The sequence below is a fragment of the Capnocytophaga bilenii genome, assembly GCF_017565765.1.
GTDB lineage: Bacteria > Bacteroidota > Bacteroidia > Flavobacteriales > Flavobacteriaceae > Capnocytophaga > Capnocytophaga bilenii.
The window spans coordinates 307,953-331,671 of sequence record NZ_JAGDYP010000001.1; the positions used below are offsets into that span (position 1 = coordinate 307,953).

Annotated in this window: 23 protein-coding genes, 4 tRNA genes and 1 other RNA gene; 12 read left to right on the forward strand and 16 right to left on the reverse strand. The window is 37.1% G+C overall.

Translation table 11 applies throughout. The features are described 5' to 3' along the window. Positions 1–38 precede the first annotated feature (38 nt). From J4N46_RS01575 to J4N46_RS01600, 6 genes are all read right to left on the reverse strand, one after another. Positions 39–2,336, reverse strand: coding sequence for an outer membrane beta-barrel protein (locus J4N46_RS01575; RefSeq protein ID WP_208057759.1), 2,298 nt, complete (start codon positions 2,334–2,336; stop codon positions 39–41). A gap of 49 nt (positions 2,337–2,385) precedes the next feature. Continuing rightward, positions 2,386–2,589 (reverse strand): hypothetical protein, encoded by a 204-nt coding sequence (locus J4N46_RS01580; RefSeq protein WP_208057762.1) that lies wholly within the window; start codon positions 2,587–2,589, stop codon positions 2,386–2,388. A gap of 2 nt (positions 2,590–2,591) precedes the next feature. After that, positions 2,592–3,041, reverse strand: coding sequence for a DUF6934 family protein (locus J4N46_RS01585; protein ID WP_208057764.1), 450 nt, complete (start codon positions 3,039–3,041; stop codon positions 2,592–2,594). Between the two features lie 117 nt (positions 3,042–3,158). Continuing rightward, positions 3,159–3,463, reverse strand: an RNA gene (gene rnpB, locus J4N46_RS01590) — RNase P RNA component class A. Positions 3,464–3,474: 11 nt separating this feature from the next. Beyond that, positions 3,475–3,954: a hypothetical protein gene (locus J4N46_RS01595; protein WP_208057765.1), complete on the reverse strand. Its 480-nt coding sequence runs from the start codon at positions 3,952–3,954 to the stop codon at positions 3,475–3,477. Positions 3,955–3,987: 33 nt separating this feature from the next. Beyond that, positions 3,988–4,830 carry a transketolase gene (locus J4N46_RS01600; RefSeq protein WP_208057766.1) on the reverse strand — a complete coding sequence of 281 codons (843 nt, stop codon included), beginning with the start codon at positions 4,828–4,830 and terminating at the stop codon, positions 3,988–3,990. A gap of 393 nt (positions 4,831–5,223) precedes the next feature. On the opposite strand from J4N46_RS01600, the gene J4N46_RS01605 reads away from it, so the two are divergent. Further along, positions 5,224–7,074 carry a DNA topoisomerase IV subunit B gene (locus J4N46_RS01605; protein ID WP_208057768.1) on the forward strand — a complete coding sequence of 617 codons (1,851 nt, stop codon included), beginning with the start codon at positions 5,224–5,226 and terminating at the stop codon, positions 7,072–7,074. A gap of 51 nt (positions 7,075–7,125) precedes the next feature. Here the strand turns inward: J4N46_RS01605 and J4N46_RS01610 are convergent. The 4 genes from J4N46_RS01610 to J4N46_RS01625 all read right to left on the reverse strand — a co-directional run bounded on the left by J4N46_RS01610 (position 7,126) and on the right by J4N46_RS01625 (position 7,501). Next, positions 7,126–7,209 (reverse strand) — tRNA-Leu (locus tag J4N46_RS01610). A 12-nt stretch (positions 7,210–7,221) separates the two neighbouring features. Next, positions 7,222–7,294 (reverse strand) — tRNA-Lys (locus tag J4N46_RS01615). 34 nt (positions 7,295–7,328) lie between these two features. Further along, positions 7,329–7,401 (reverse strand) — tRNA-Lys (locus J4N46_RS01620). Between the two features lie 27 nt (positions 7,402–7,428). Beyond that, positions 7,429–7,501, reverse strand: a tRNA-Lys gene (locus tag J4N46_RS01625). Between the two features lie 137 nt (positions 7,502–7,638). On the opposite strand from J4N46_RS01625, the gene J4N46_RS01630 reads away from it, so the two are divergent. After that, entirely contained in the window at positions 7,639–8,169 is a 531-nt protein-coding gene (locus J4N46_RS01630) for a shikimate kinase (RefSeq protein ID WP_208057770.1), read from the forward strand. A gap of 16 nt (positions 8,170–8,185) precedes the next feature. Here J4N46_RS01630 and J4N46_RS01635 read toward each other — a convergent pair whose 3' ends face one another. From J4N46_RS01635 to J4N46_RS01660, 6 genes are read right to left on the reverse strand one after another with little or no spacing between them, the layout of a single operon-like run. Further along, the gene (locus tag J4N46_RS01635) at positions 8,186–8,941 is read right to left on the reverse strand and encodes a tetratricopeptide repeat protein (RefSeq protein WP_208057771.1); all 756 of its coding nucleotides are present in this window, start codon (positions 8,939–8,941) and stop codon (positions 8,186–8,188) included. A gap of 42 nt (positions 8,942–8,983) precedes the next feature. Then, complete coding sequence (locus J4N46_RS01640; RefSeq protein WP_208057772.1) at positions 8,984–10,744, reverse strand: BatD family protein; 1,761 nt, start codon at positions 10,742–10,744, stop codon at positions 8,984–8,986. Positions 10,745–10,771: 27 nt separating this feature from the next. Beyond that, on the reverse strand, positions 10,772–11,695 hold the full coding sequence (locus J4N46_RS01645; protein ID WP_208058016.1) for a tetratricopeptide repeat protein: 924 nt from the start codon (positions 11,693–11,695) through the stop codon (positions 10,772–10,774). A 10-nt stretch (positions 11,696–11,705) separates the two neighbouring features. Continuing rightward, positions 11,706–12,746: a vWA domain-containing protein gene (locus J4N46_RS01650; protein ID WP_208057773.1), complete on the reverse strand. Its 1,041-nt coding sequence runs from the start codon at positions 12,744–12,746 to the stop codon at positions 11,706–11,708. 56 nt (positions 12,747–12,802) lie between these two features. Beyond that, positions 12,803–13,843 (reverse strand): ferredoxin--NADP reductase, encoded by a 1,041-nt coding sequence (locus J4N46_RS01655; RefSeq protein WP_208057774.1) that lies wholly within the window; start codon positions 13,841–13,843, stop codon positions 12,803–12,805. Positions 13,844–13,849: 6 nt separating this feature from the next. Then, positions 13,850–15,325 carry a S41 family peptidase gene (locus J4N46_RS01660; protein ID WP_208057776.1) on the reverse strand — a complete coding sequence of 492 codons (1,476 nt, stop codon included), beginning with the start codon at positions 15,323–15,325 and terminating at the stop codon, positions 13,850–13,852. A gap of 439 nt (positions 15,326–15,764) precedes the next feature. Here J4N46_RS01660 and J4N46_RS01665 point away from each other — a divergent pair, with 439 nt between their 5' ends. The 10 genes from J4N46_RS01665 (at position 15,765) to J4N46_RS01715 (ending at position 23,602) form a co-directional block, all read left to right on the forward strand. After that, complete coding sequence (locus J4N46_RS01665) at positions 15,765–16,124, forward strand: hypothetical protein (RefSeq protein WP_208057778.1); 360 nt, start codon at positions 15,765–15,767, stop codon at positions 16,122–16,124. A gap of 79 nt (positions 16,125–16,203) precedes the next feature. Next, positions 16,204–17,085 carry a hypothetical protein gene (locus tag J4N46_RS12595; protein ID WP_236013543.1) on the forward strand — a complete coding sequence of 294 codons (882 nt, stop codon included), beginning with the start codon at positions 16,204–16,206 and terminating at the stop codon, positions 17,083–17,085. 8 nt (positions 17,086–17,093) lie between these two features. Then, positions 17,094–17,558, forward strand: a complete 465-nt coding sequence (locus J4N46_RS01675; RefSeq protein WP_009415436.1) for a hypothetical protein — start codon at positions 17,094–17,096, stop codon at positions 17,556–17,558. Further along, positions 17,539–17,823 (forward strand): hypothetical protein, encoded by a 285-nt coding sequence (locus J4N46_RS01680; RefSeq protein WP_208057780.1) that lies wholly within the window; start codon positions 17,539–17,541, stop codon positions 17,821–17,823. The genes J4N46_RS01675 and J4N46_RS01680 overlap by 20 nt, the downstream gene beginning before the upstream one ends. Before the next feature lie 6 nt (positions 17,824–17,829). Beyond that, positions 17,830–18,069 carry a hypothetical protein gene (locus J4N46_RS01685; RefSeq protein WP_208057782.1) on the forward strand — a complete coding sequence of 80 codons (240 nt, stop codon included), beginning with the start codon at positions 17,830–17,832 and terminating at the stop codon, positions 18,067–18,069. Positions 18,070–18,425: 356 nt separating this feature from the next. Beyond that, positions 18,426–18,575, forward strand: a complete 150-nt coding sequence (locus tag J4N46_RS01690; RefSeq protein ID WP_208057784.1) for a hypothetical protein — start codon at positions 18,426–18,428, stop codon at positions 18,573–18,575. 378 nt (positions 18,576–18,953) lie between these two features. Continuing rightward, positions 18,954–19,433 (forward strand): globin family protein, encoded by a 480-nt coding sequence (locus J4N46_RS01695; protein WP_236013552.1) that lies wholly within the window; start codon positions 18,954–18,956, stop codon positions 19,431–19,433. 1 nt (position 19,434) lies between these two features. After that, positions 19,435–20,559 carry a hypothetical protein gene (locus tag J4N46_RS12600; RefSeq protein WP_236013554.1) on the forward strand — a complete coding sequence of 375 codons (1,125 nt, stop codon included), beginning with the start codon at positions 19,435–19,437 and terminating at the stop codon, positions 20,557–20,559. 432 nt (positions 20,560–20,991) lie between these two features. After that, positions 20,992–22,827 carry a DNA mismatch repair endonuclease MutL gene (gene mutL / locus J4N46_RS01710; RefSeq protein WP_208057792.1) on the forward strand — a complete coding sequence of 612 codons (1,836 nt, stop codon included), beginning with the start codon at positions 20,992–20,994 and terminating at the stop codon, positions 22,825–22,827. A 34-nt stretch (positions 22,828–22,861) separates the two neighbouring features. Then, positions 22,862–23,602, forward strand: coding sequence for a rhomboid family intramembrane serine protease (locus tag J4N46_RS01715; protein ID WP_208057794.1), 741 nt, complete (start codon positions 22,862–22,864; stop codon positions 23,600–23,602). Positions 23,603–23,719 lie beyond the last annotated feature (117 nt).

Sequence of the window (23,719 nt, forward strand, 5' to 3'; positions counted from 1 at the left end):
AAATTACAAAAAAATACACTAAAACCAAAATTCAAGATTTAATTATTAACGCCGTGCCCTTTATATCTATTTTGGGTAGTATTGAAATTATAATCAATCCCCACTTTGATGCAGTAATTCTCGTAGTTTTTAGACTGCCTACTCATTATGTAGGGATTGCGAAACTCACTGTGATTGTTCAGCTGATTAAAAGCGTCCATTACCCCTCCATATATAGTAAGCGATTGATTGAACAGCATACGGGCTACAAACAAATGTACCCCACTGCGTTGTTCATACATATAGTACTCTCGTTCTGTACCTTTACTAACGTAATTGAAAAGTGCCAATACCAACCATTTGTCGTTAAGCGCTATTTGGTTCATCAATTCGGCTGAAAAAGCAGCTTCACTAGTAGGTAATACATCTTTAGCAAAAGGCTTGTAGTAAGTAAGCGTTAGTTTAGGCATCCATTTGCCTATTTGCATTTGTGCATTCAGCACCCCTTTTAGCAAGTTGTAATGGTCATAATTGCGAATTGTTTTTTCAATCACATTAGGGTTTATTGCCGAAAGCGAATAATCATTGTGAATAGCGTTGCGTATATGTCCGTACATCAGCGAAGCCGAAATAGGACCATAGGTAGCCAAGGCAGTCCATTCGTCATTGAGTTGGGGTATTATGTAAGGATTACCCCTATCGTACAAGAAAGGAGAAGAATAGGCACTATAATCGCTAAGCTCGTAGAAGGCAGGTCGTTTTATTTTGCGCACATAGCTGAGGGTGAATTGTGTTTTATCCCAAGGGAAAGCGACAGACACATTAGGCAACCAATGGCGATAAATTCGGCTTTTCACCTCACTTTTTTGTTGATTTTCATAATAGCCAAAATCAGCGTATTCATAACGCAATCCCACTTTAGTACTTATTTTGCCTAAAGGATATGCCCAACTTGCAAATCCTGCCGAACGCACTTCGGTATTTTTAATATCGGGAGTAGTGAGAGCGTTATCATTGTAGGTTTCTTTGCGGTATTGGTTACTAAGTTCCGTTCCGTAGTTGAGGGCACCTTTGCCTATTTGTTGTAAAAAAGTAGCTTTTAAGTTCCACCAATTAGAAGAAGCCTCTTGATGTTTGTGCACTTTTTGTGCCGAAGAAGTGAGCAAGTTGTGTTCTATTATGTCGGTTTGGTTGTTAGAACGTTGCCCTATATAGTCAATATCAGTTTGCAGTTTGAGTTTATCAGTAAGTTTTCCTTCGTAATAAGCATTTGCATTGAGGTCTTTGTTTTGGTTGAATTGGTCGTATTCATTCAGTCCTTTAGCAATAATATCATTATTTCGGTAAGTGGCTGTTTCTTGCTGGGTATAAGCGTGCCCAGAATAAGGCGTTATACCTCCCCACACACTTGCTCCAATAGCGTGTTTGTCAGAAAAATCGTGTGAAAAACCTACCTTCACCTCAGCACTTTTATCATTATTATCGCTTACTTCATTGGTAGTTACACGCCATTGGTGAGGGGTAGTGAAAGTTTGCAACTCATTATTGCGGTAAAAATGATTTTTGAAGTTGTTATATGCACCTATGTTTAAGAAGAGATCAGTTTTTCCCGAGCGGTAATTCAAATTTGCCCAACTATTATTGTGTAGCCCGTTTTTGCGGAAGTATTCTTCGTTTTCAATAGAGCCACTAAGTCCATCGCCTTGTTTCTTTTTCAGTTTGATATAAATCACAGCCCCCACGCTATTATCGTGTTCAGCTCCTGGTTGGGTTTCGAGTTCTATGCTTTCAATGTCTTTAGGCGAAAGGTGATACACATCATCAAGGTTACGCACACGTCTGTTATTGATAAAGAAAATAGGGTTACCTTTGCCAAAAACCTCAAAACCACCCCCCGTGTAGGAAGTGCTAACCCCAGGCAGGAAGTTAATAAGCATCTCAGCACGAGGCAAGTTTTGCAAGGAAGATTGCGCCACATTAGTGCTGATGCGCGTACCTTTCTGCTCAATAATAGGACGGCGAGCGGTTAGCACTACTTCGCCCAACTGATTAGTAGCAGGAGTGAGCTCAATAGTACCCAACTGCGATTGTGAGGGAGTAAGTATCTTAGGCTCATACTCCAAATGAGTAATTTTAATAATGATTTTCTTATACTCTGCCGTGTTAGGCAATTCAAAAACACCTTTAGCATCGCTAATAGCCCCTTTTACAAGAGTAGAATCAGGAAGCGTTATAAGAATGATATTAGCAGCATTTATAGGTTTCTGGTCAGTACCTACAAGTACCCCTTTGAAGATAGGTTGCGCCCCGCCCATAGCGCAGAACGCCAAGAGCAATAATAAAATAGCTTTTTTCATTTATTTATAGTGTTTATTAGTTAATTGTTTATTTTTGTAAAGCCAAGCACTAAATGCCAACACTTTCTTTTTGGTCAAAAAAACCTTCAGGAAAACGCATTTTTTTCAGCATTGCATTCGCTTCAGCTAGTTTTTTAGGAAAAGAATTCTTAATAGGATCGTATTTTTTTGTTGAAAACTCTGTAAAATGTACATTTATTTTAAATTTATCCCACAAATATTTTTCCAAATCTTTTTTTTCTTCTGCTGTCATAATTATTCTTTTTTACGTTGTATTAAAAATCCTATATATTCAGTATTAGGAACAAAACTAACAATTTCTCCACTTGGTAATATACCATATACATTAAAATCTTGTTGAGCAATTTTTAAATATTTCGTAATTTTCCTTCTATACAATCTATTTCTTGCTGGTGTTCCCCCTTTTGCATAAACAAAAGCATCAGGATGTTCTTTTGTAAAATAAAAAAGAGTAGTAGCAACTGTAGTCAAAACTCTTTGTGTATCACCATTATCACTTACAGCTTCATCATCTAAATACCCCGTAATAGGGTCTCTATCACCAAATCCTAAATTAAAGAAACCTTCTGTTTCCATCTCTTCATAGAGAACTACTTTTTCTATACTGCCTTTCTTTCCTTCACTAATGAAAGTAAACAAACAAGTATTTTCATCAGGAGTAATTTCATATCTTGGTATACCCATTTCTATTTACTAAGTTGGTTATTGATTTTGAGGCAAAGATACAACTTCTCTATATAATTAACAAATTTTTAACTATTTTTTTTTCTTCATCCCTACACTATAAATGTTCTATAAAAATAAAAGAGCAAATCATAAGCCGGATTCTGTTCTTATCATTGCTGATAAGTGCTTATCATTTATCTCGGCTAATGATTACTCATTAGCTCTAACCGCCTACCCTCCAACATCGGGCGAGCAACCCTCAAACGCTGGTTTACGCGGCGTTGCACCTCATAGAGTTTACCTGATTTCACTATGGCATTACCCATACATCCTTTCTGTTGCACTTGTCCTCGCCTCGCGGCGGACGGGCGTTACCCGCTATGATGCTCTGTGGTGTCCAGACTTTCCTCTACCTTAGTAGCGATAAGCTGATTTGCTCTTTTTATAATTCTTAACTCAACCCCATATAATTAATATGTGGTTTTTCGTAAGACTTTAACTCGCTTGGATTAAGCGTATTAAAGTTTAACAATAGGTTATTTTCTTTTTCTTCATCAAAAAGCAAGTCGTAAAGATAATGATGAACAAAAATATACCATTTTTTGTTAGGATTTACCACTGCAAAACCTCCGTGGTCATTCCCTTTATCAAGATAGAAATACTCCCATTGATAAAAATTCATTACCGCATTAGCAAATAATTCTCCTAAACCATAAGCTAAATCAACCTTGTCGTATGCTAAGGTATTAGCAGTAACTTTTTGTTCTTTATAAGCATCAATAAAATGCCTCAAAGAAGTAGCTACTTCTTTAGGATGGCTTTCATCACAAGTAAAATTGTTCTCTTTTAGTAAGTCAATAGCTTTTTCTTTCAAAGCTGATAGCTCTTCCTTTTCTTCACTATCAGCTAATCTTTCAGTAATTTCAGTCATAAATATTAATTTGCTAATTATCAAATCGTCAAATTAGTAATCTCCCAACGTCTCAGCATTCTGTGCCAAAGCTTTCGCTAATTGCTCGTCATTAGGAGCCTTGCCGTGCCAAGCGTGAGTACCCATCATAAAATCTACACCATTACCCATTTCGGTATGTAGCAAAATACAAACAGGTTTCCCCTTACCGGTCAGTGCTTTAGCTTCTGCCAAACCTTTCAAGATAGCACTAATATCATTGCCCTTTTCAATGTCAATTACCTGCCAACCAAAGGCTTCCCATTTAGCGCGAAGGTTACCCAAGGGCAGTACCTTATCGGTAGGACCATCTATCTGTTTTTGGTTGTAATCAACCGTAGCGATGAGGTTATCCACCCCTTTGCCACCAGCGTACATTGCCGCCTCCCATATCTGTCCTTCCTGTAGCTCGCCATCACCGTGTAGGGTATAAACCAAATGCTTATCGCCGTTTAGTTTCTTAGCCAAAGCCGCCCCTATAGCTACCGAAAGCCCTTGTCCCAAAGAGCCTGAAGCTACACGTATGCCTTCCAACCCTTCGTGAGGTGTAGGGTGCCCTTGCAAGCGCGAATTAAGCAAGCGGAAAGTATTGAGTTCTTCCACTGGAAAAAAGCCTCTACGTGCCAACACACTATAGAGTACAGGCGAAATATGTCCGTTAGAAAGGAAGAAAAGGTCTTCATCTTTGCCCTCCATACTAAAAGGCAGTTTGAAATCCATCACCTCGTTATACAGGCATACTAAGAACTCAGCGCAGCCCAAAGAGCCACCAGGGTGTCCCGAATTTACTTTGTGTACCATTCGCAATATATCCCTACGCACTTGGGTAGTAAGGTCAGTAAGTTGTTGGGTATTCATCGTTTCTTATCGTTTTATAATTTGATGCCACAAAGGTACAACTTTCTTTTATAAATGCAACTCTTTTTTCAACAGAAATAGTAAAATGCCAATTCAAAATTCAAAATTGCCTCACCGAACCTTCAGCGAAGGATGAGCGAAGGATAAGCGAAGGAAAGTCGGCGAGCTGGCGCAGCCGAGTATGTGAAGCCCGTGCGGCTCGCACCGAGATGGCACAGCCGAGTATGTGACGAAGAATAAGCGGAAGATAAGGGGAAGATAAGGGGAAGGTAAGGGGAAGGTAAGCGGAAGATAACGCCTGTGCGGCTCGAGAATATACCCCCTCTTAAAAGATTAATCATTAATCATTAAACATTATTTCGTATCTTTGCAGCCATAAACATATAAATCATTATGGAAGAAATAAGATATGACGAAGATAGTATTCAAACGCTCGACCCCTTAGAGCACGTACGACAACGCCCTGGTATGTACATCGGAAAGCTCGGCGATGGCTCTTCTGCCGATGATGGTATCTACGTACTCCTCAAAGAGGTACTCGATAACAGTATAGACGAGTTTATTATGGGAGCTGGTAAAACTATTGATGTGAAAATCAGCGATAATAAGGTAGAAGTACGCGACTATGGGCGTGGTATCCCCTTGGGAAAAGTAGTAGATGTAGTCTCTAAAATGAATACAGGAGGCAAATACGACTCTAAGGCTTTCAAAAAATCTATCGGACTTAATGGCGTTGGTACAAAAGCTGTTAATGCGCTCTCTATTTATTTTTGGGTAGAGTCTGTACGCGACAATCAAGCCAAATCAGCTTCATTTGAAAAAGGTATTTTAAAAGAAGAATCACCCATTGAAGAAAGTACCAAAAAACGCGGTACAAGCGTAACCTTTATTCCCGATGATACCATTTTCAAAAACTTCAAGTTCCGCAATGAGTACGTAGTGCGTATGCTCAAAAACTACGTATACCTCAACCCTGGGCTTACGATTAATTACAACGGCGAAAAATACTATTCTGAAAACGGATTGAAAGACCTTCTGACCGAAAACAATAACGAAGAGGATTTTCTTTACCCTATTATCCACCTCAAAGGCGAGGATATCGAGGTGGCTATCTCACACAGCAAAACCCAATACAGCGAGGAGTATTACTCATTTGTTAACGGACAAAATACGATACAAGGAGGTACGCACCTCAATGCGTTCAAAGAAGCCTATGTAAAAACCATCCGCGATTTTTATAAGAAGAATTTCGATTCGTCTGACGTGCGCAAGTCTATCATTGCAGGGCTTTCTATCAAAGTAATGGAGCCTGTGTTTGAAAGCCAGACCAAGACAAAACTCGGTTCTACTGAAATGGGCGAAGGAATGCCTACCGTACGCACTTATATTAACGATTTTGTAGCGCGTCATTTAGATGATTATCTGCACAAAAACAACGAAGTAGCCGATGCTATTTTGCGCAAAATTATGGAAGCGCAACGCGAACGCGAAGACCTTGCTGGTATCAGAAAATTGGCTAAAGAAAGAGCTAAAAAAGCAAACTTACACAATAAAAAACTAAACGATTGCCGCATACACCTTACCGATACAAAAAATAAGCGCAATTTGGAGAGTACACTGTTTATTACAGAAGGAAATTCGGCTTCAGGTTCTATTACCAAATCTCGCGATGTCAATACCCAAGCCGTCTTTTCGTTGCGAGGTAAGCCGCTGAACACCTACGGAATGACTAAAAAAATAGTTTATGAAAACGAAGAATTCAATCTCTTGCAAGCAGCTTTAAATATAGAAGACTCTATGGACGACCTCCGTTACAACAACATTGTCATTGCCACCGATGCTGATGTAGACGGAATGCATATCCGCTTGCTACTTACTACTTTTTTCTTGCAGTTCTTCCCCGAGATTATCAAGGAAGGACACTTATATATATTGCAAACGCCTCTTTTCCGAGTACGTAATAAGAATGAAAAAATATATTGTTATAGCGAAGAAGAAAAACAAGCTGCTATAGAGAAACTAAAAGGCAAACCCGAAATCACGCGTTTTAAAGGGTTAGGAGAAATATCACCCGATGAGTTCAAAAATTTTATAGGCGAAGACATTCGTTTAGACCCTGTAATGCTCGATAAGACTATCCATATAGAGCAGTTATTAGATTTTTATATGGGTAAAAACACCCCCGATAGACAAGATTTCATCATCAACAATCTAAAAGTAGAAATTGATAACTTTGACATTTAAGGAAACAAAAAAAGCTGTCTTTTTAGACAGCTTTTTTTGTTAATTATTATGTGCCTACGACTGGATTCGAACCAGCACGCCCGAAAGGGCACCACCCCCTCAAGATGGCAAGTCTACCAATTTCTCCACGTAGGCGGTAAGTTTTTGTGACCTGGCTGGGGCTCGAACCCAGGACCCCAACATTAAAAGTGTTGTGCTCTACCAACTGAGCTACCAAGTCCTTAAAAATAAAAAAACAAATTGTATAACCCTTGTGACCTGGCTGGGGCTCGAACCCAGGACCCCAACATTAAAAGTGTTGTGCTCTACCAACTGAGCTACCAAGTCCTAAAATATTAAACTATATAATCCTTGTGACCCGGCTGGGGATCGAACCCAGGACCCCAACATTAAGAGTGTCGTGCTCTACCAGCTGAGCTACCGAGTCGTTGTGGTAATCACAAGTATTTCTTGTTTGCGGGTGCAAAGGTAATACTTTTTTTATATATAACAAGAAAAAAAGTATTATTTTTGCATTTTATTTTTAACTTTTATTTCAATACCCTAAAAAACAACTATTTATATATGAAAATAATTTTAATGGGATATATGGGTAGTGGCAAATCTACGCTTGGAAAAGCCCTAGCCAATGCTAAAAACATTCCTTTTATAGACCTTGATGATTACATAGCTGAACGTGAAAACAGCTCTATCCCTCATATTTTTAAAACTAAAGGCGAGATTTATTTCAGAAAAAAAGAAGCTGAGTACCTACAAGAACTCCTACAAAATCCCAATGATTTTGTACTTGCCTTAGGCGGTGGGTCTCCTTGTTTTGGTAATAACATCAGTATTATTAAAACAGCTGATGCTACATCTATTTACCTGAAGTATCAACCCAAAAATCTCGCTCTCAGACTCATAAAAGAAAAAACTCATCGCCCTATGATAACCGATATCAATGACGATGAGTTAGAAGATTTTATTCGTAAGCACCTTTTTGAACGCAATCCGTTTTATATGCAAGCTGATTGCCTTATCACTATGGATAACCTCTCAGAAGACGAAAGCCTCAGGCTCTTATTAGATAAATTGGCTAATGAGCCTATTATCTAATTGGTAATTAGCTGCTCTATAGCTTTTTCAGGTTAGACGACTTCGTCCAGCCTGTTTTTCCATTGGCTAACTGTATTTGTAGCCAATCGTTTTCTTGCCCTATAATAGCTACTTTAGTACCCTCGTGAAGCTCTAAAACTTCACTACTATAAGCATTGGGCTCTGCAAATATTCGTACTGTTTTCTCAAACAATATGGCATATTGCTCATTTGCTATTTGTTGTTGCTTGTAATGAGCTATACTATAAGTACCTATAGCAATGACTATTGTTACTAATAATAAAGTAAAAAAAGTACGTTTCAAAGCTGTATGTACTACAAAATAGTAACACAAAAAAAATACTACTACCCCCCATATGGCTATAATTGAAAGAATAGCCCACGTATGCAATTCAAATAAGCCCGTAATACTATCCGAAAGCTGTTGCAACCACGTCTTAGGTAGAGGTGTAATCGCATCTACTGTCATTTGTTTGGCAAATGTGAGATTATTTTTAGCCGCTGTATTTTTGGGGTCTAACTTTAGTGCTTTCTCGTAATAATATATACTTTCGGGTACTTTATTCAGCTTGTAATAAGCATTTGCCATATTATAGTACAAAGCTGATGATTCACTACCTCGCGCTATAATCTGTTGGTATTGCCTAATGGCTTCTTCACATTGCCCTTTCTGATAATTATCAGTAGCGAGTGCAAACAGCTTTTCATTAGTTTGTGCAAAGTTTATTAAACTACAAAACACTGTAAATAATACAAGTATAATGCTTTTCATATTTTTTACTTGCTTTTTCATTCCTCTACTCCTTATTAATTATTACTTACTCTTCATCTGCTTATCTAAGCCTGAAATTACCTCTACAGCATCTTCAAAATCTCGTTCCATAGCAGCTTCACTATGTTGCGCATAGCGTGCCATTTCGCAATTGGCAAGGAGTTTTATAAACTGTGATACCGTAGCTTCATCAGCTTGTCGTTGTAACAACAATTCACTGATGGTATCCTTACTCATCTCGGCAGTTTCTATTTTTAGCTTAGCTTTCAAATAGTTGTGCAAAGCACGTTCTAAAGCCTCATAGAAGGTGGCTTTATCACCTAATTTGCGTTTTGCTTCACCTAAATATTTTTTTGCCAAACGATTGGCTACACGCACTTTATTACCCTCAATATCTCCTGCACGACGCTGTTGTGCACGCCACCATAAAAGTACTATGGGAATGATAAGCAATGGCAATAGCGACCATAAATAGTACCCTACCGACCCAAAGAAACTGCGTTTACCTATAGGTTGTAATTGTGTATTGGTTTGAGCTGGTGCAAACGAGTTATCTGTTTGTGTTACCGAAGCATCACTATTGCTAGTTGTATTACTATCAGCGGCAGGACCTTCGGTTACATCTATCAGCAAATCATCTGTTTTTACAGTTACATATTTTTGAGTTACAGGGTTAAAATACGAGAATGTGAGCCCTGATACAGGATACTTACCTTTATATTCGGGTACAATGGTATAAGTATGTTCTACACGCCCATTCATACCCTGTAATGTCGTGCTAATATCGTCTTTTTGTTCAGGAGCATATACCTCTAACGAAGACGGAAATATAGGTTTTGGCAAATCAAACAACTTCAAATTGCCACTACCCGAAACTTCTACTTTTAGCTGCAAACTTTCATTTGCTTTTAAGGTAAGCTTATTGGTAGTTACATTAAAAGAAAAATCACCTACTGCCCCCCCGAAACTATCGGGTTTGCCCTCTTGTGGCAGTTCTTTTACATTCAATGTCCTATTACCCGAAGTAACACGGCGCGACACCTCTTCGTAATAAGGACGACCAAAGAAATCACGCTGACCTGTAGGCACACTTAAAACGGCATCCATAGTGAGAGGCTCAAGGGTAAGGACTCCTGTTTTTTGAGGGTATAACACTACTTTTTTCACCGTAATACAGCGATAAGGTTTCCCTTGATAGTTACAATCACCTATCTCATACTGCTGCATTTTTAAATCCTGACTCCAAAAGTTAGGATATTTGGGGGTTGTGAGCCACTCCAAGCTGTTCAGTGCTATTTGATTGCCCACATATAACTTATAGATAACCGTTACCGCTTCATTCAAATAAGGATTAGGTTTTGACACCTCTGCCAATAAGAAGAAACTTTCACGAGCCACATCGTTGCTGTTTTTATCTATTGATGGGTTTTGTACTTCGCCAGTTACGGTAATTTCTATAGGTTTAGTTCTATAGGTACGCCCTTCAATATCTACAGAGGCAGCTCCTATAGTATGTTTCCCTTTACTTGTGGGCTGCAATATGTATATATACGACTGTGAGAAAGTACGCACCCCATTTATCCAAGAGTTTGATATAGACTGTGAAGGTCCCATCACTACAGTAAATCCTTGAAAATTAGGAGGTGTAAAGTTATCACCATTTCTATTCATTGTAAACTCTATGCGCAGGCGTTCGTTAGCTCCTAATTGAGTTTTGCTCACTTCGGCAGTAAATTCCACTTGCTGTGCATAGATGAATTGTAATGCTAAGAAAGTAATAATAAATGCTGTTATTTTCTTCATATGCTATCAAATAATTGCTTTTTAGGATTACCAATCTTTTTCTGATTTAGAGCGTTGTCCTTTTACTTTTTGTCCGTTCACCTTTTCTTGGGTTTTACGTTCTTCGCTATTCATAGCCTCCAGAATGCGTTCCATTTGCTGTGGTGACAGGCTTGAAGGTCGTGGTTTTTGATTGTCATTATCCTTGTCGCCTTTATCGTTTTTGTCATCCTTGTTATCTTGGTTATCTTTATTCTTGTCTTTATCGTTTTTATTGTCTTTATTATCTTGGTTATCTTTTTTGTCTTTGTCGTTTTTGTTATCCTTGTTATCCTTGTTATCTTGGTTATCTTTATTCTTGTCGTTTTTGTTATCCTTGTTATCTTGGTTGTCTTTATTCTTGTCGTTTTTATTGTCTTTATTATCTTGGTTGTCTTTATTCTTATCGTTTTTATTATCTTGGTTGTTTTTATTGTCTTTATTATCCTTATTATCGTTTTTAGGAGGGTTTTTCTTTAGCATATCTTTAGCTACTGCCAAATTATAGCGTGTTTGCTCATCGGTGCTATCATAGCGGAGTGCTTCTTTATATGCCTGTACCGCTTTGTCATACTCTTTAGTTTTCATAAAAGTATTGCCCAAATTATGGAATATTTGGTGGCGTTCATTATCGGTGATATTAGGAGTTTCGCTCGCTTTTTTGAGACGAGCAAAAGCCTCGCCATAACTTTTTTGTTGGTAATACAATGAGCCTAAATTGTACTGAGCGGTTACATTTTCTTTATTCTTTACAATGGCATTGCGATAATCTACCTCTGCCTGCACAGGTTTATCACCTTCCAAAGCTTTATTTCCCTGATAAGTATATTCATCAGAGGCTTTTTTTGCTTTTAGTGCTTCTTTTTCTGCTTTTGTTTGAGCATTTACAGCTGCAGTTATTATAAAGAGTAATACGACAAATACTTTTTTCATCATCTAACTATTAATTCTTTTCTTTTTCGTTAAATAAATTTAGTTTTTTCACCCAAGCAGTTTTTCGCTCGAAGATAAACATATCGAGGAAGAGCAAGAAGAGTGCACCAGCAATGAACCACTGAAATTGGTCTTTATAATCTACAAATTTTTGGGTGTCGAATTGGGTTTTCTCGGTATTATCTAATATTTTAGTTATCTCGCTTACAGCAGTTTGGGTATTATCACCATTAAAGAAGTTCCCTCCGCCATTGCGAGCTATTTGTGCCAAGAGCTCTTTGTTTAGTTTAGTAATTACCACCTCGCCATTGCTGTCGTGCTTGTAGGTTTGTTGTCCTAACTCTTTCATTGGTATTGGGCTTCCTTTTTCGGTACCCACGCCTATGGTATAGATGTGTATGCCTTTTTCTTGGGCTTCAGCTGCTATTTCGGTAGCACCCATTTCGTGGTCTTCACCATCGGAAATGATAAACAAAAGGCGTGCCGTAGGAGTATTTTCGTCAAAATAACTGCTTGCCATACGTATGGCTTCCTGAATGGCAGTACCTTGTGAAGAAAGCATATCGGTATTCATTGCTTGCAGGAACATTTTAGCAGCAGAATGGTCGGTGGTGAGGGGCAACTGTGGGTAAGCACTCGCCGCATAGGCTACAATTCCTACTCTATCGCCCTTTAGCTGGCTAATGGTTTCAAAAACAATGCGTTTGGCTTTTTCCAAACGATTGGGTGCTACATCTTCTGCCAACATACTTTTTGAAACATCTATAGCAAAAACAATATCTACCCCCTCGCGCTTTACGGTTTCTACTTTAGTGCCTATTTTGGGATTTGCCAAAGCTATACATAGCAAAGTTATAACAACTGCCAATAGCACAAATTTCAGCCAAGTTTTAAAACTTGAACGATTGGGGGATAAGCGCTTTAACATTGCTTTAGTAGCAAATTGTCGCTGCATTTTTCGTTTTCGCCATTGTGAGGCTACAAAAATAAGCAGCAGCACAAACACAATATTGATGAGCCAAAGGTATATTTTTTCGTCTATATAAACCATAGTAAATATTTTTAGTTGCCAAAAGTGTTATTTACAAATACTGCGCCAAAACGGTTTTAATTTTCAAATTTCACTTTAATTTTATCTTGCATAGCATATGCCTGACAAGTGAGTACATAACCTTCTTCTACTTCTTTTTCGGTAAGTGTCTCATTTTTAGCCATTTTAGCTTCGCCTTCTGTCACTTTGCCTATACAGCTACTGCACACACCATTGAGGCAGGAGTAAGGAGCATCATAGCCCCTCATCAGTGCAGAGGCGAGCAGTGTTTGATTGCGAGCTGAAGTGAAGGTATGGGTTTCGCCTCCTATTTCAACGGTAATTTCTACATTACCTTCCAGCTGAGTATAATCAACAGCATCGGGTGAGGCTTCAAATAGCTCGGTAAAGATACGTTCTTTATCAATGCCACGCAGCAAGAGCATTTCGCGGAGGTCTTTTACCAGCTGTGTAGGTCCGCAAGCATAGTATCTACCCCAATTCAAATCTTTGTATTTTTCAAATAGTTCAGTTACTATTTTATGATTGATACGCCCTGTATAATTGTTGCCCCAAGGCTCTTGACTAAAGACGTAATGCACCAAGAAGCGCTCGGGGTATTGGGCGCGTAGTGCTTCTATTTCATCAAAAAACAAGGTTTCTTGCTTGGATTTATTACCATATACAAACACCACTTTGATATTGGTTTTGGCGAGTGCTGTTTTGGCAATACTCATCATAGGGGTAACGCCACTGCCTGCTGAGAACAGCATAATATCGCGATTACCGAAAATATCGTAGAAGAACACAAATGAGCCCATAGGTGGCATTACTTGTAGTATATCGCCTTCTTTGAGCTCTTGGGTAGCATAAGTAGAAAAGATACCATTGGGCACACGTTTTACTGCTACACTAAGTTCGCCTTCATTTACGCCAGAGCAAATGGAATAGGCACGGCGTACTTTTTGATTGTTGATGGTTTGCTGTAGAGTAAGATATTCGCCTGCTTCAAAAGAAAATACTTTTTTCAGCAGTTCAGGCACTTCAAAAGTAATCATTACTGACGATGCAGTAAGGTGTGTTATTTTAGTAACTTTAAGGTCGTAAAGTTTGTTCATTTTTTATTATTTATACATTTCGTTGTAGCCTAAATATTGGCTTTTTTGTGTAGTAATAAGCTGATAATCGGGGGTGGGCTGGGGAGCTGTTCTGCTGGTACGGCTTGCTTGCCTGCCTGTGATATGCTCTATAGCTTTAGATAGGAATGGCTCGGTGGGTTCGCCCAAAGTGCCTAATTTGGTGTAATTTTCTTTATTTATAGCTATTGTAGGTGTTAAGCCTGTTACATAATCGCCTACTCCTGCTGCATTTTCTATCTTTAGCACTAAAGGTTGCATTGCCCACTTATGCTTAGGGTTCTTGGTTTGTTGTTTTCTATCTATATAGTCGTAAATAGTGATAGAGCCTTGATTTTTGCCTGTGGTGGTTTGCCCTATTTGCACTACGGTAATATAAGGTTTTAAGCCGTTGATAAGCAATTCGCTGGCTGAGGCAGTGCGACTGGTAGTAAGCACGTATAGCTTATTCATTCGCAGGTGGTTTAGGGGTGTGCCATCGGTCATATTTTCGAGAAAATAATTGACTGTTTTACCTTGCTGGGCTACGATGTCTTGCATTTTGGTATTCCATTTTTCTTTAGCAAAGACCTGTCCGCTAAACTGCCCTGTAATCATTGAGGCGAGGTAAATAGCGGTTTGCACGCTTCCACCGCCATTGTAGCGGAGGTCGAGTACCAAATCGGTGATGTTTTGGTTTTTCAGGTAGGCAAAGGCATCGTTGAGGGCTTTGTCGTAATCGCTAATAAAGGCGTTATACATTAGATAGCCTATGCGGTGGTTGCCTTGTTGTATTACTTTGGTTATCAGTACTGGATTTTCGGGAGTAGCGGTGTTGTGCAGGGTTACGCTTCTACCTGTAAAATTCAGGTCGCCATCCTCGTCAAAGCGGTAAATATCAAAACTATACACACTACTACTGAGCAAACTACCTAAATTCTGCTTGGTGATGGGGGTACCATTGATTTCAAGGAAGACATCGCCGCGTTGTACGCCTTGCCTATGAGCATCGGAATTTGGGATTACATAGCGCACTATACCCATAACTGTACCTGCGTTGTTGAACTGCACATAAGCCTCGTCCATACCTGTGCTTGCTGTGATGCCTTTGAATTGGTTTTCTAACTTCACATAATCGTCTGTAATATAGCTAAAACGATCGGTTGTACCTTTACGGTAGAGGAGGTTGTTAAAAAAATCGGTATGGTTTAAATTGCTTTTTAAAAAGGTAGTATAGGTATGATTTTTATCGGCTTTGGTATTGGCAAGGCTTCCGAAGCGATTGTCTTGTAAATTAGCTACTTCGGGCTGCCACAAATAGTAAGTGTTAAGTCCTTTCCAAATAAAGTCGTTGATACGCAGATTGAGGTCTGAACCTGTATAGTCGGAGCCAGCAAAAAGGAAAGGATTCTCATCATCATCATTGTTTTTTGAACAAGATAACACACTGATTATTATTGTAATAGCAATAAATATACGCTTCATAAAGAAAATAATTTTGCTACAAAAGTAAGACTTTTTTTATATTTGCACAAATTTTAGTGCTAATTGTTGAAGGTTCGTCATTTTAGTGCTAATTGTTCGCTCATCCTTCGCTCATCCTTCGCTCATCCTTCGCTGAAGGTTCGCTGTGATAATTTTGAATTTTGAATTGTGGGACTTGTGGGACTTGTGGGACGGGTGGGGAATTTTGAATTTTGAATTTTGAATTTTGAATTTTGAATTTTGAATTTTGAATTTTGAATTGGGTACGAGCTGCAAGCTCGCACCAGCGGGGGGGTTGGAGAGGGGTTGCCGCTAGGCAACCTGCTTCTTCAGTAACTAAAGATTTCTTTTTGAAAGGAGGAATAGAGCAAGTAATTTTTGATTATAAGCAAAATAAGATAAATCTCTCAGAAATAACAAAAAGTATAAAAGAATTAAAATGAATGAAATAATAAATCTTATTCAAAATAAAATGGGTTTAATGAGAAAAGAATTAGAAAAGAAAATCGAAGAAATTCCTTTTTGGCAACTAAAAACTCTTTTCTCAAAGAAAGATTTATATTCTTCACAGGAAGAATATAAAAAAAGTATATTAAATAACTATGAAAAAACAAATTTTTTATATCAAATATTAGAGAAAGATTTATCTATACTTAGAAATAATGAAAAAAAGGAATTAAATCTTTTTTCTATATCTCCGAGATCTTTAGAAGGGAAAGGATACTCTGAAAATCAGATAGAAGAATTTTATAAATTTATTGATAAAATAAAAGAATTATTAGAGGTTAAAAAAGAGTAAAAATTATCAACAAAGTTGTATTACAGTACGTCGTGCTTAGGCACTGGCAGAAGTAGTGGGAGCTGTGGGGGACATAGGAGTGAATGTATCACAGCATATAGACCCTCATAGTTCTTTAGGACAGGTTGTAAACAGCTACAACTTGGCAATGGGAGTTATAGGGATAAAGAATCTCGGACAAGCAGGTTATAAGTTTGCAAAGAATCTACCACAAGCTACAAAAGAGCTTTTGCAGAAGAATGGGAATTTGAGAAGTTTGTTAGTAGAAAAATATCTATCTTATAGGATAGCAATTACTAAACTTAAAAACTCTGATGAATGGGTAAAACTTTCTTCTGATGTACGAAAAGAAATTGTACAACAAGAAAAAGTCTTTATTGAACTTACTGATGCTAAGAATATAGCTAATGACCAATGGGGTATTAAGGGTGTTTTTATTAATGGAAAAACAAGCGAGGATATATTGAGTATTCCTAAAGGACAAAGACCTGACCCGAGTACTTATCTAAGTTCAGGTTATATCCAACAACACTTAACGAAGTTTGAAAAAGAAGGAGGTGCTTTTATTATTAGAAGAAGAGATGTTGTAGAATCAAATTATATCACAATGGCTCCAAGAAAATTTATTGGATTAAGAAGTGATATGGAAGGAGTAATAAGGAAATATAATGATTCTAATAAGAATTTAAATGTATTAATTGAGGAATTAGATTTAGGGAAAGATTATTTTAAAGCGACAGATGAAGTGTTTTTTGTCAAAGTGCCTCCTGAGAAATTTACTTTTGATTTTCCTAACGGGAATGAAGTGGGAGCCTATGATGAGTTATGGATCCCTGGAGGATATACAATACATGGAACTAAGGAAGCTGTAATATCCAATTCAGAAAATCTTATTCATAATAAAGATTGGGATACGTTTATTAATTTTTTTGGAAGTAATAATGTATTAAAAATAAAATAAATAATTATATGAATAATAAATATAAACAATCTATACTACATAATGAAATAGAAGATTTCCTTTTAGGAAAAGGAAAGTATTTTGTTATGGACAGAGATAGAGGAGGGCATGACAGCACAGATACTTATTCAGAGATCTTAGAATATTATTTATTAGAAGGTGAAAACTATGAATTAACGGAGGAAAATATTATTAAAATATTGAAAACAAAAAAAGATATTTCAGGAGAAGATTTGTTACAACTTTTAGGAATATTATGGTCATATTTTGTGCATAGCTTCAAGGGAGATAAAAAACTAAAGAAAGAATGGAAAATTTCAAAAGAATTAAAAGATTTATTTATTAAAAATATAGAAACACTTAATTTTAACAATATAGAAATATATAATAATATTAAATGGATTATTATAAATCTAAAAAGAAAATATAATTTTGATATGAGCTTATCAAATGATGACTTTTATAAGTATTGATATAATCAAAGATATAGATTTTTTAAAGACCAATTTAAAGTGTAAGTTAGGTATTCCGCCAACTCAACTACAAGAAGGAGGATTAGTAGGAATTGATTTTAAAATTTCTGATAGATATAAAGTAGAAGTTCCAAGTGGAAATGAATTTGCAACTAATGATTTATGGTTGCCAAGAGGAAAGTTACCCAATGGAAAATTAGAAGCTATTATTAAAACAGAAGGAATGGTGAAAGATATTGATTATACTATAAAAGATATATATTAAAACATTATGGGAGAAATAAAAGAAATATATATAAAAAGATGGGATTATATTTTGTACGAAATTGATGATAAAAAAATATTAACTGTAATGTTTTTCGCTTCTTACGTTGATTATCTGAGAAGTTTTTATTTAGAAGGAAGTGAACTTAATTTAAATTATGATGAATTATCCGTTCTTGCAGAGAGGATTAGATTTAATTATGATGCTTTTAAAAATAGAGAGATAATTCCTCCTATTATGAAATAAATTCTCATTGTTCTCGTTAGACAAAAACTAGCATAGGTGTAGCTGTCATATCCTGAAATAAGTGTATAGTGATAAGTCTTAAAAGTAAAGGCTAAAGATATGCGATAAACAAAGAAAGTAGTTTCATACTTCTAACTTTTGAAAGAGAGAAATTGAATTTTGAATTCTGAATTTTGAATTCTGAATTGATGGGAGCGACAAAGGGAATTCTGAATTTTGAATTGGGGGGCGTGCAAGCGATTGTGGGAGCAATGGGGTGCGAGCCGCACAAGCGATTGTGGGAACAATGAGAGCAATGGGAGCTATGGGGGAGATGCCGAAGTTGTACTATTAAAGACTTTTTGGACAGCTTCATAATGCTACAAGATGAAGATAAGGATATTTTATCAAAGGAAGGATTTCAAGATGCTTTGGTTCAAAATGAAATTAAAGCTCAATTTGAAATGGTATTTTTACTTAAAGAGAAAAAATTAACAAGTGAGTTTAAACATTCGTTACGCAAGTAAGGGGGAAGTAATTGATAAGGAATGAGCGACACGCTCTTATTGTAGTAGGCACGAGCTACAAGCTCGCGCCAGCAGGGGGGTGAGGGGAATTATGAATTCTGAATTCTGAATTTTGAATTGGGGTGCGGGCGTGCAAGCGGTTATGGGAACAATGGGAACAATGGGAGCAATGGGAGCAATGGGGGTGATATCCTGAAATAAATTTATAGTATAAGTCTTAAGAGTAAAGGCTAAAGGTATGCAAAAACAAAGAAAGTTGTCATATCCTGAAATAAGATTACAGTGATAAGTCTTAAAAGCAAAGGCTAAAGATATACAATAAACAAAGAAAGTGGGACGGGAGGAGTGTGAGCCAAAGCTAGCGAAGGCACACAGCATATGCTTTCCACCTTTAACAAGAACCCTAAAAAATATACACCTGAAAACATTGAGCATTTAGATATGAAGTTTGAAAATACCTTAGACGGCATTTGTCCTAACTGCCGTTATGATGTGAAGTTTAACACTAACCGAAATGAAGGTCTACCTTTATTTGAAGAGTTCAAGAGTTATAATAGTGAAACGTGGAGTAAAATAGCTAATGATAAAGGTTTTATCCAACAATTTGAAAGTTATTTACAAGAAGTTGATGAAATAAAAGATTTAGCTTATGTGATTAACAGTAATAAAGCTAATATAAATGACGTAAAACAAGCTTTTAAAGAATTGTTTAAACGTAATAGTGATGAAATTTTAAAGTTTATGAATCCTAAACTAAAGGAAAGTTTAGGTATTATAAATCCTAATGATAAAGTAAGATTAGAAAAGTTGATAAACGATACAAATTCAGCACTCTATAACTTTGTAAAAACACAATAAAATGTTTAAATTAATTTCTAAAATAGATAATGTAAGAGATTATGTTATCTATAAAGGCAAACCTTATTACATCAATACATCTGATGAAATTCAATGTGGCGAAAAAAAACAAATGCTTTACAAAACGCCACTAAGTCCGCTTGCTACTTTTAATGGTAAATTCTATTGTAGTGAGTGGGAGAATAATTATAAAATCTTTGACGAAAATTTAGAATTAATAGAAGAAGGAAAAGACAAAGCTTTTTTGTATTTATCTAAAGAGTTTTTAGAAACTTATTTTTTAGATGAACAACAAAAAATATTCATTACGGCTCTTTTGGATAGAGAAGAGAATCTTATGGTATTAGGTGAAATTGACAAATTTTCTATAAGTTTTTTCCAAATGGGTGTGTACATATATGTGTATAAAAAGAATAAAATATATGATGATGTGATGTCTATCAGAGCTTTTTCTATTCAAAAGAAAGAACATCTTTGGGAGTTTTCTCTTGCTTCACTTGGTAAAGGTAAAGATTACAGTACAGATGAAGAATTTGACTATGAAGTAGAACAAATTGTAGGAATATATAACAATATCCTTTGGGTTTATATAGAAAGAGGTGGATTTATTGGTTTAGATATTCAAACTGGGGAATTGAAACATCGTATTCTAGGGATAGCCAAGAGGAATTTATTAGGCAAAGTAGATAGTTATGTAGATAGTGAAGAGTTTTACATTTTTTATCGTGCAAAATTTATTTTGGATGATAAAAAAGGAATAATTATTGGTTTAATAGCTGACAGATTTTTTGAAATAGACCTCAATAAAGAAAAAATAACTCCTATGCTATATGGTATGTGGGATAAAATGGAGAAAATGAACCTAAAAAAATATGGGGTTAATGGAAATACAAGTTTACAAGGAGATTTATTGTATTTTTATAATGACAAAGAATTACAATTTGGCATTTTAGACATCAATACCAAGGAAATTATCTATATTTCAGAGCCTATTGAAGTAGGTGAACGAGATGATAGTTTTACACGCCTTAGAGATTTAAAAGTCTCAGAAAATAAGGTGTATATCTTAGATAGTAATCATACTTTGCATATTTTTGAAAGAGAGAAATTGAATTTTGAATTTTGAATTGTGAATTGTGAATTGTGAATTGTGAATTGTGAATTGTGAATTGTGGGAGTGCGAGGTGTATTTCTAAAAAACTTTGGCAAACTCTTAAAGTTTGCCAAAGTGTGTGGCGCACAAATTTTGAATTGTGGAGTGCAAGGTATATTTTAAAAAACTTTGGCAAACTCTTAAAGTTTGCCAAAGTGTGTGGCGCACAAATTTTGAATTGTGGGAGTGCGAGGTGTGTTTCTAAAAAACTTTGGCAAACTCTTAAAGTTTGCCAAAGTGTGTGGCGCATTTTGAATTTTGAATTTTGAATTTTGAATTTTGAATTCTGAATTATGGGACTTTTGGGACTTGTGAGGGGTATCTCTAAAAAATGCTGGTGTGGTAAATTAGGGGTATAAATTGACAAATTGGCTAATTGACAAACTAACTATTAACAAACTAACTATGGATATAATAAAATTACTGCCTGATCACGTGGCAAACCAGATAGCGGCGGGTGAGGTGATTCAGCGTCCTGCTTCGGCTGTAAAGGAGCTTATGGAAAATGCTATTGACGCTAAGGCTACCATCATCAAACTGCTGATAAAGGATGCGGGTAAAACTCTGGTGCAGGTAATTGACAACGGAATAGGTATGAGCCCTACGGATGCTCGTTTGGCATTTGAACGGCACGCTACTTCTAAAATACAACGTGCAGAAGACCTTTTCAGCTTGCAAACAAAGGGGTTTAGGGGGGAAGCTCTTGCCTCGATAGCGGCTATTGCGCATATTGAGATGCAAACTAAGCGCGATGAGGATGAATTGGGGACGGAAATATTCATAGAGGGTAGTAATATCAGTCGGCAAGAGCCTTGTGTGTGCCCTAACGGGACGAGTATTGCTATGAAAAATCTGTTTTTCAATATTCCTGCAAGGCGTAATTTTTTAAAATCGGATACGGTGGAGGTGCGCCATATTTTAGATGAATTTCAGCGGGTGGCTTTGGCTCACCCTGCCATACATTTCTACCTTTACAACAATGGAAGTGAATTGTTTAACCTGCCTGCGACTAATTTTAGGCAGCGTATAGTGCATTTGTTTGGCAACAAAACTAATGAGAAATTGGTGCCTATTATTGCCGAAGATACCAATGTGGTGCGTATCAGCGGTTTTATAGTGAAGCCTAATTTTTTGGCTAAAAATAAGAATTTGCAGTTTTTGCTGGTAAATCATCGTTTTGTAAGAAGTCAGTATTTGAACCACGCTATTGCAGCGGCTTACGAGGGTCTTATACAGCCTACGCAAAAGCCTGAATACTTTATCAATCTGGAGGTAGATCCTGCTACAATAGACATCAATATACACCCTACTAAAACGGAGATAAAATTTGAGGAAGAGCATACGATTTACGCTTTGCTAAAATCGGCAATAAAGCATAGTTTGGGACAGTTTAATATTGCGCCTACTCTTGATTTTAGCAAAGACCCTACCTTTGATATTCCTTATGCATACAAAGACAAGGAGGCTACTTTTCCGAAAATAACGGTAGACCCGAACTTTAATCCTTTTAAGGAAGAAGGGCAGCAACGCAGTAATGGGGGTGGTTCTTATCAGCCTTCTTTTAGCAAAAAAACGGCATCGTGGGAGAGTTTGTACACGGGTATTGAGTCGGCAATTTCACAAATAGAGCCTATGCAGGCTACTAATACGCTATTTGAGCAACCGCAGGTGCTGCCGCAAAGCAAAAAGATTATTACGCTGGCGCAGAAGTATTTAGTTACTACCTTGGGGGGTGAGCTGATTATCATCAATCGCAATCGTGCTCACCAGCGGATACTTTATGAGCGCTTTATGAGAAATTTGAGCAGGAACCACAGCAGCAGTCAGCAGCTAATGTTTCCGTATGAATTGGCTTTTGGGGCTGAGGAATTGGCAATCATAGGGAGCTTGCGAGGGCTTTTTGAACAAATAGGTTTTACTTTTGACATAGAGGCAGATAGGATATGCATCAGCGGAGTGCCAATGCACCTTACAGAAAGTGAAATACCGCATATTTTCAACAACTTGATACAGGAGCATATTGAGGCTTTGCCAAGTAGTGAAAACACTCAGAAAGAGGCTTTTGCGAAGGCTTTGAGCCGTAGCTTGGCGGTGAAAACGGGACAGGTGCTGAGTGAAGAGGAACAAGAAGTTTTGGTAAATAACTTGTTTAGTTGTGAAGAAGTATTAATTTCGCCTTTTGGAAAACGGATTTACTACAATCTCTCGGGGAACGAAATTGGGGCGATGTTTAATGATTAGCAAATTAAAAAATTAGTAAATTAGAAAATTAGTAATGGAACGAATTACAAAAACAGTATTACACTTGGTGATTATCAACACTATTTTTTTGTTGATTACCGAATTTAACTTACTATCGCATTTAAACATAAGGGGGTTGCTCCCGCTTTATTACTTTGAAAACACGCATTTTCATTGGTGGCAATATATTAGCTATATGTTTTTGCACGCTGATTTTATGCATTTGTTTTTCAATATGTATGCTTTGTGGGCATTTGGGTCGCCTTTGGAAAATATATGGGGGCGCAATAAATTTCTTTTCTTCTACTTTTCGTGTGGAGTGGGGGCTGCCTTGTTGCACACGGCAGTAAATTACTATCACGTACATCAGGGGCTGAATGCTTTGGCGATGGAGAATGTTGACCCTCAGGGGGTTATTGCTCTTATCTCGGACGGTCGTTATTATCCTTATTGGGAAACGATTATCAATAAGAGTACCTTTGACAATATGGCAAGTGCATTGGCTTCTACAACAATAGGGGCATCGGGGGCTATTTATGGTATTCTGGTGGCTTTTGGTATGTTTTTTCCTGATACTAAGCTGATGATGCTTTTTATCCCCTACCCTATTGCAGCACGTTACTTTATTCCTATTATCGTGGGCTTGGACTTGGTGCTGGGCATTACAGGAAGTGGAGGTATTTTTGGGGGTAATATTGCTCACTTTGCACATATAGGGGGTGCTTTGATAGGATTTTTGATAATGCTATACTGGAAGAGACATAGTAAATTTTGAATTTTGAATTCTGAATTTTGAATTTGTGGGAGTGCGACAGGTAGGACTTCTAGGACTTGTGGGACAGTGGGACTTGTAAGACTTGTGGGACTTGTGGGACTTGTAAGACTTGTGGGA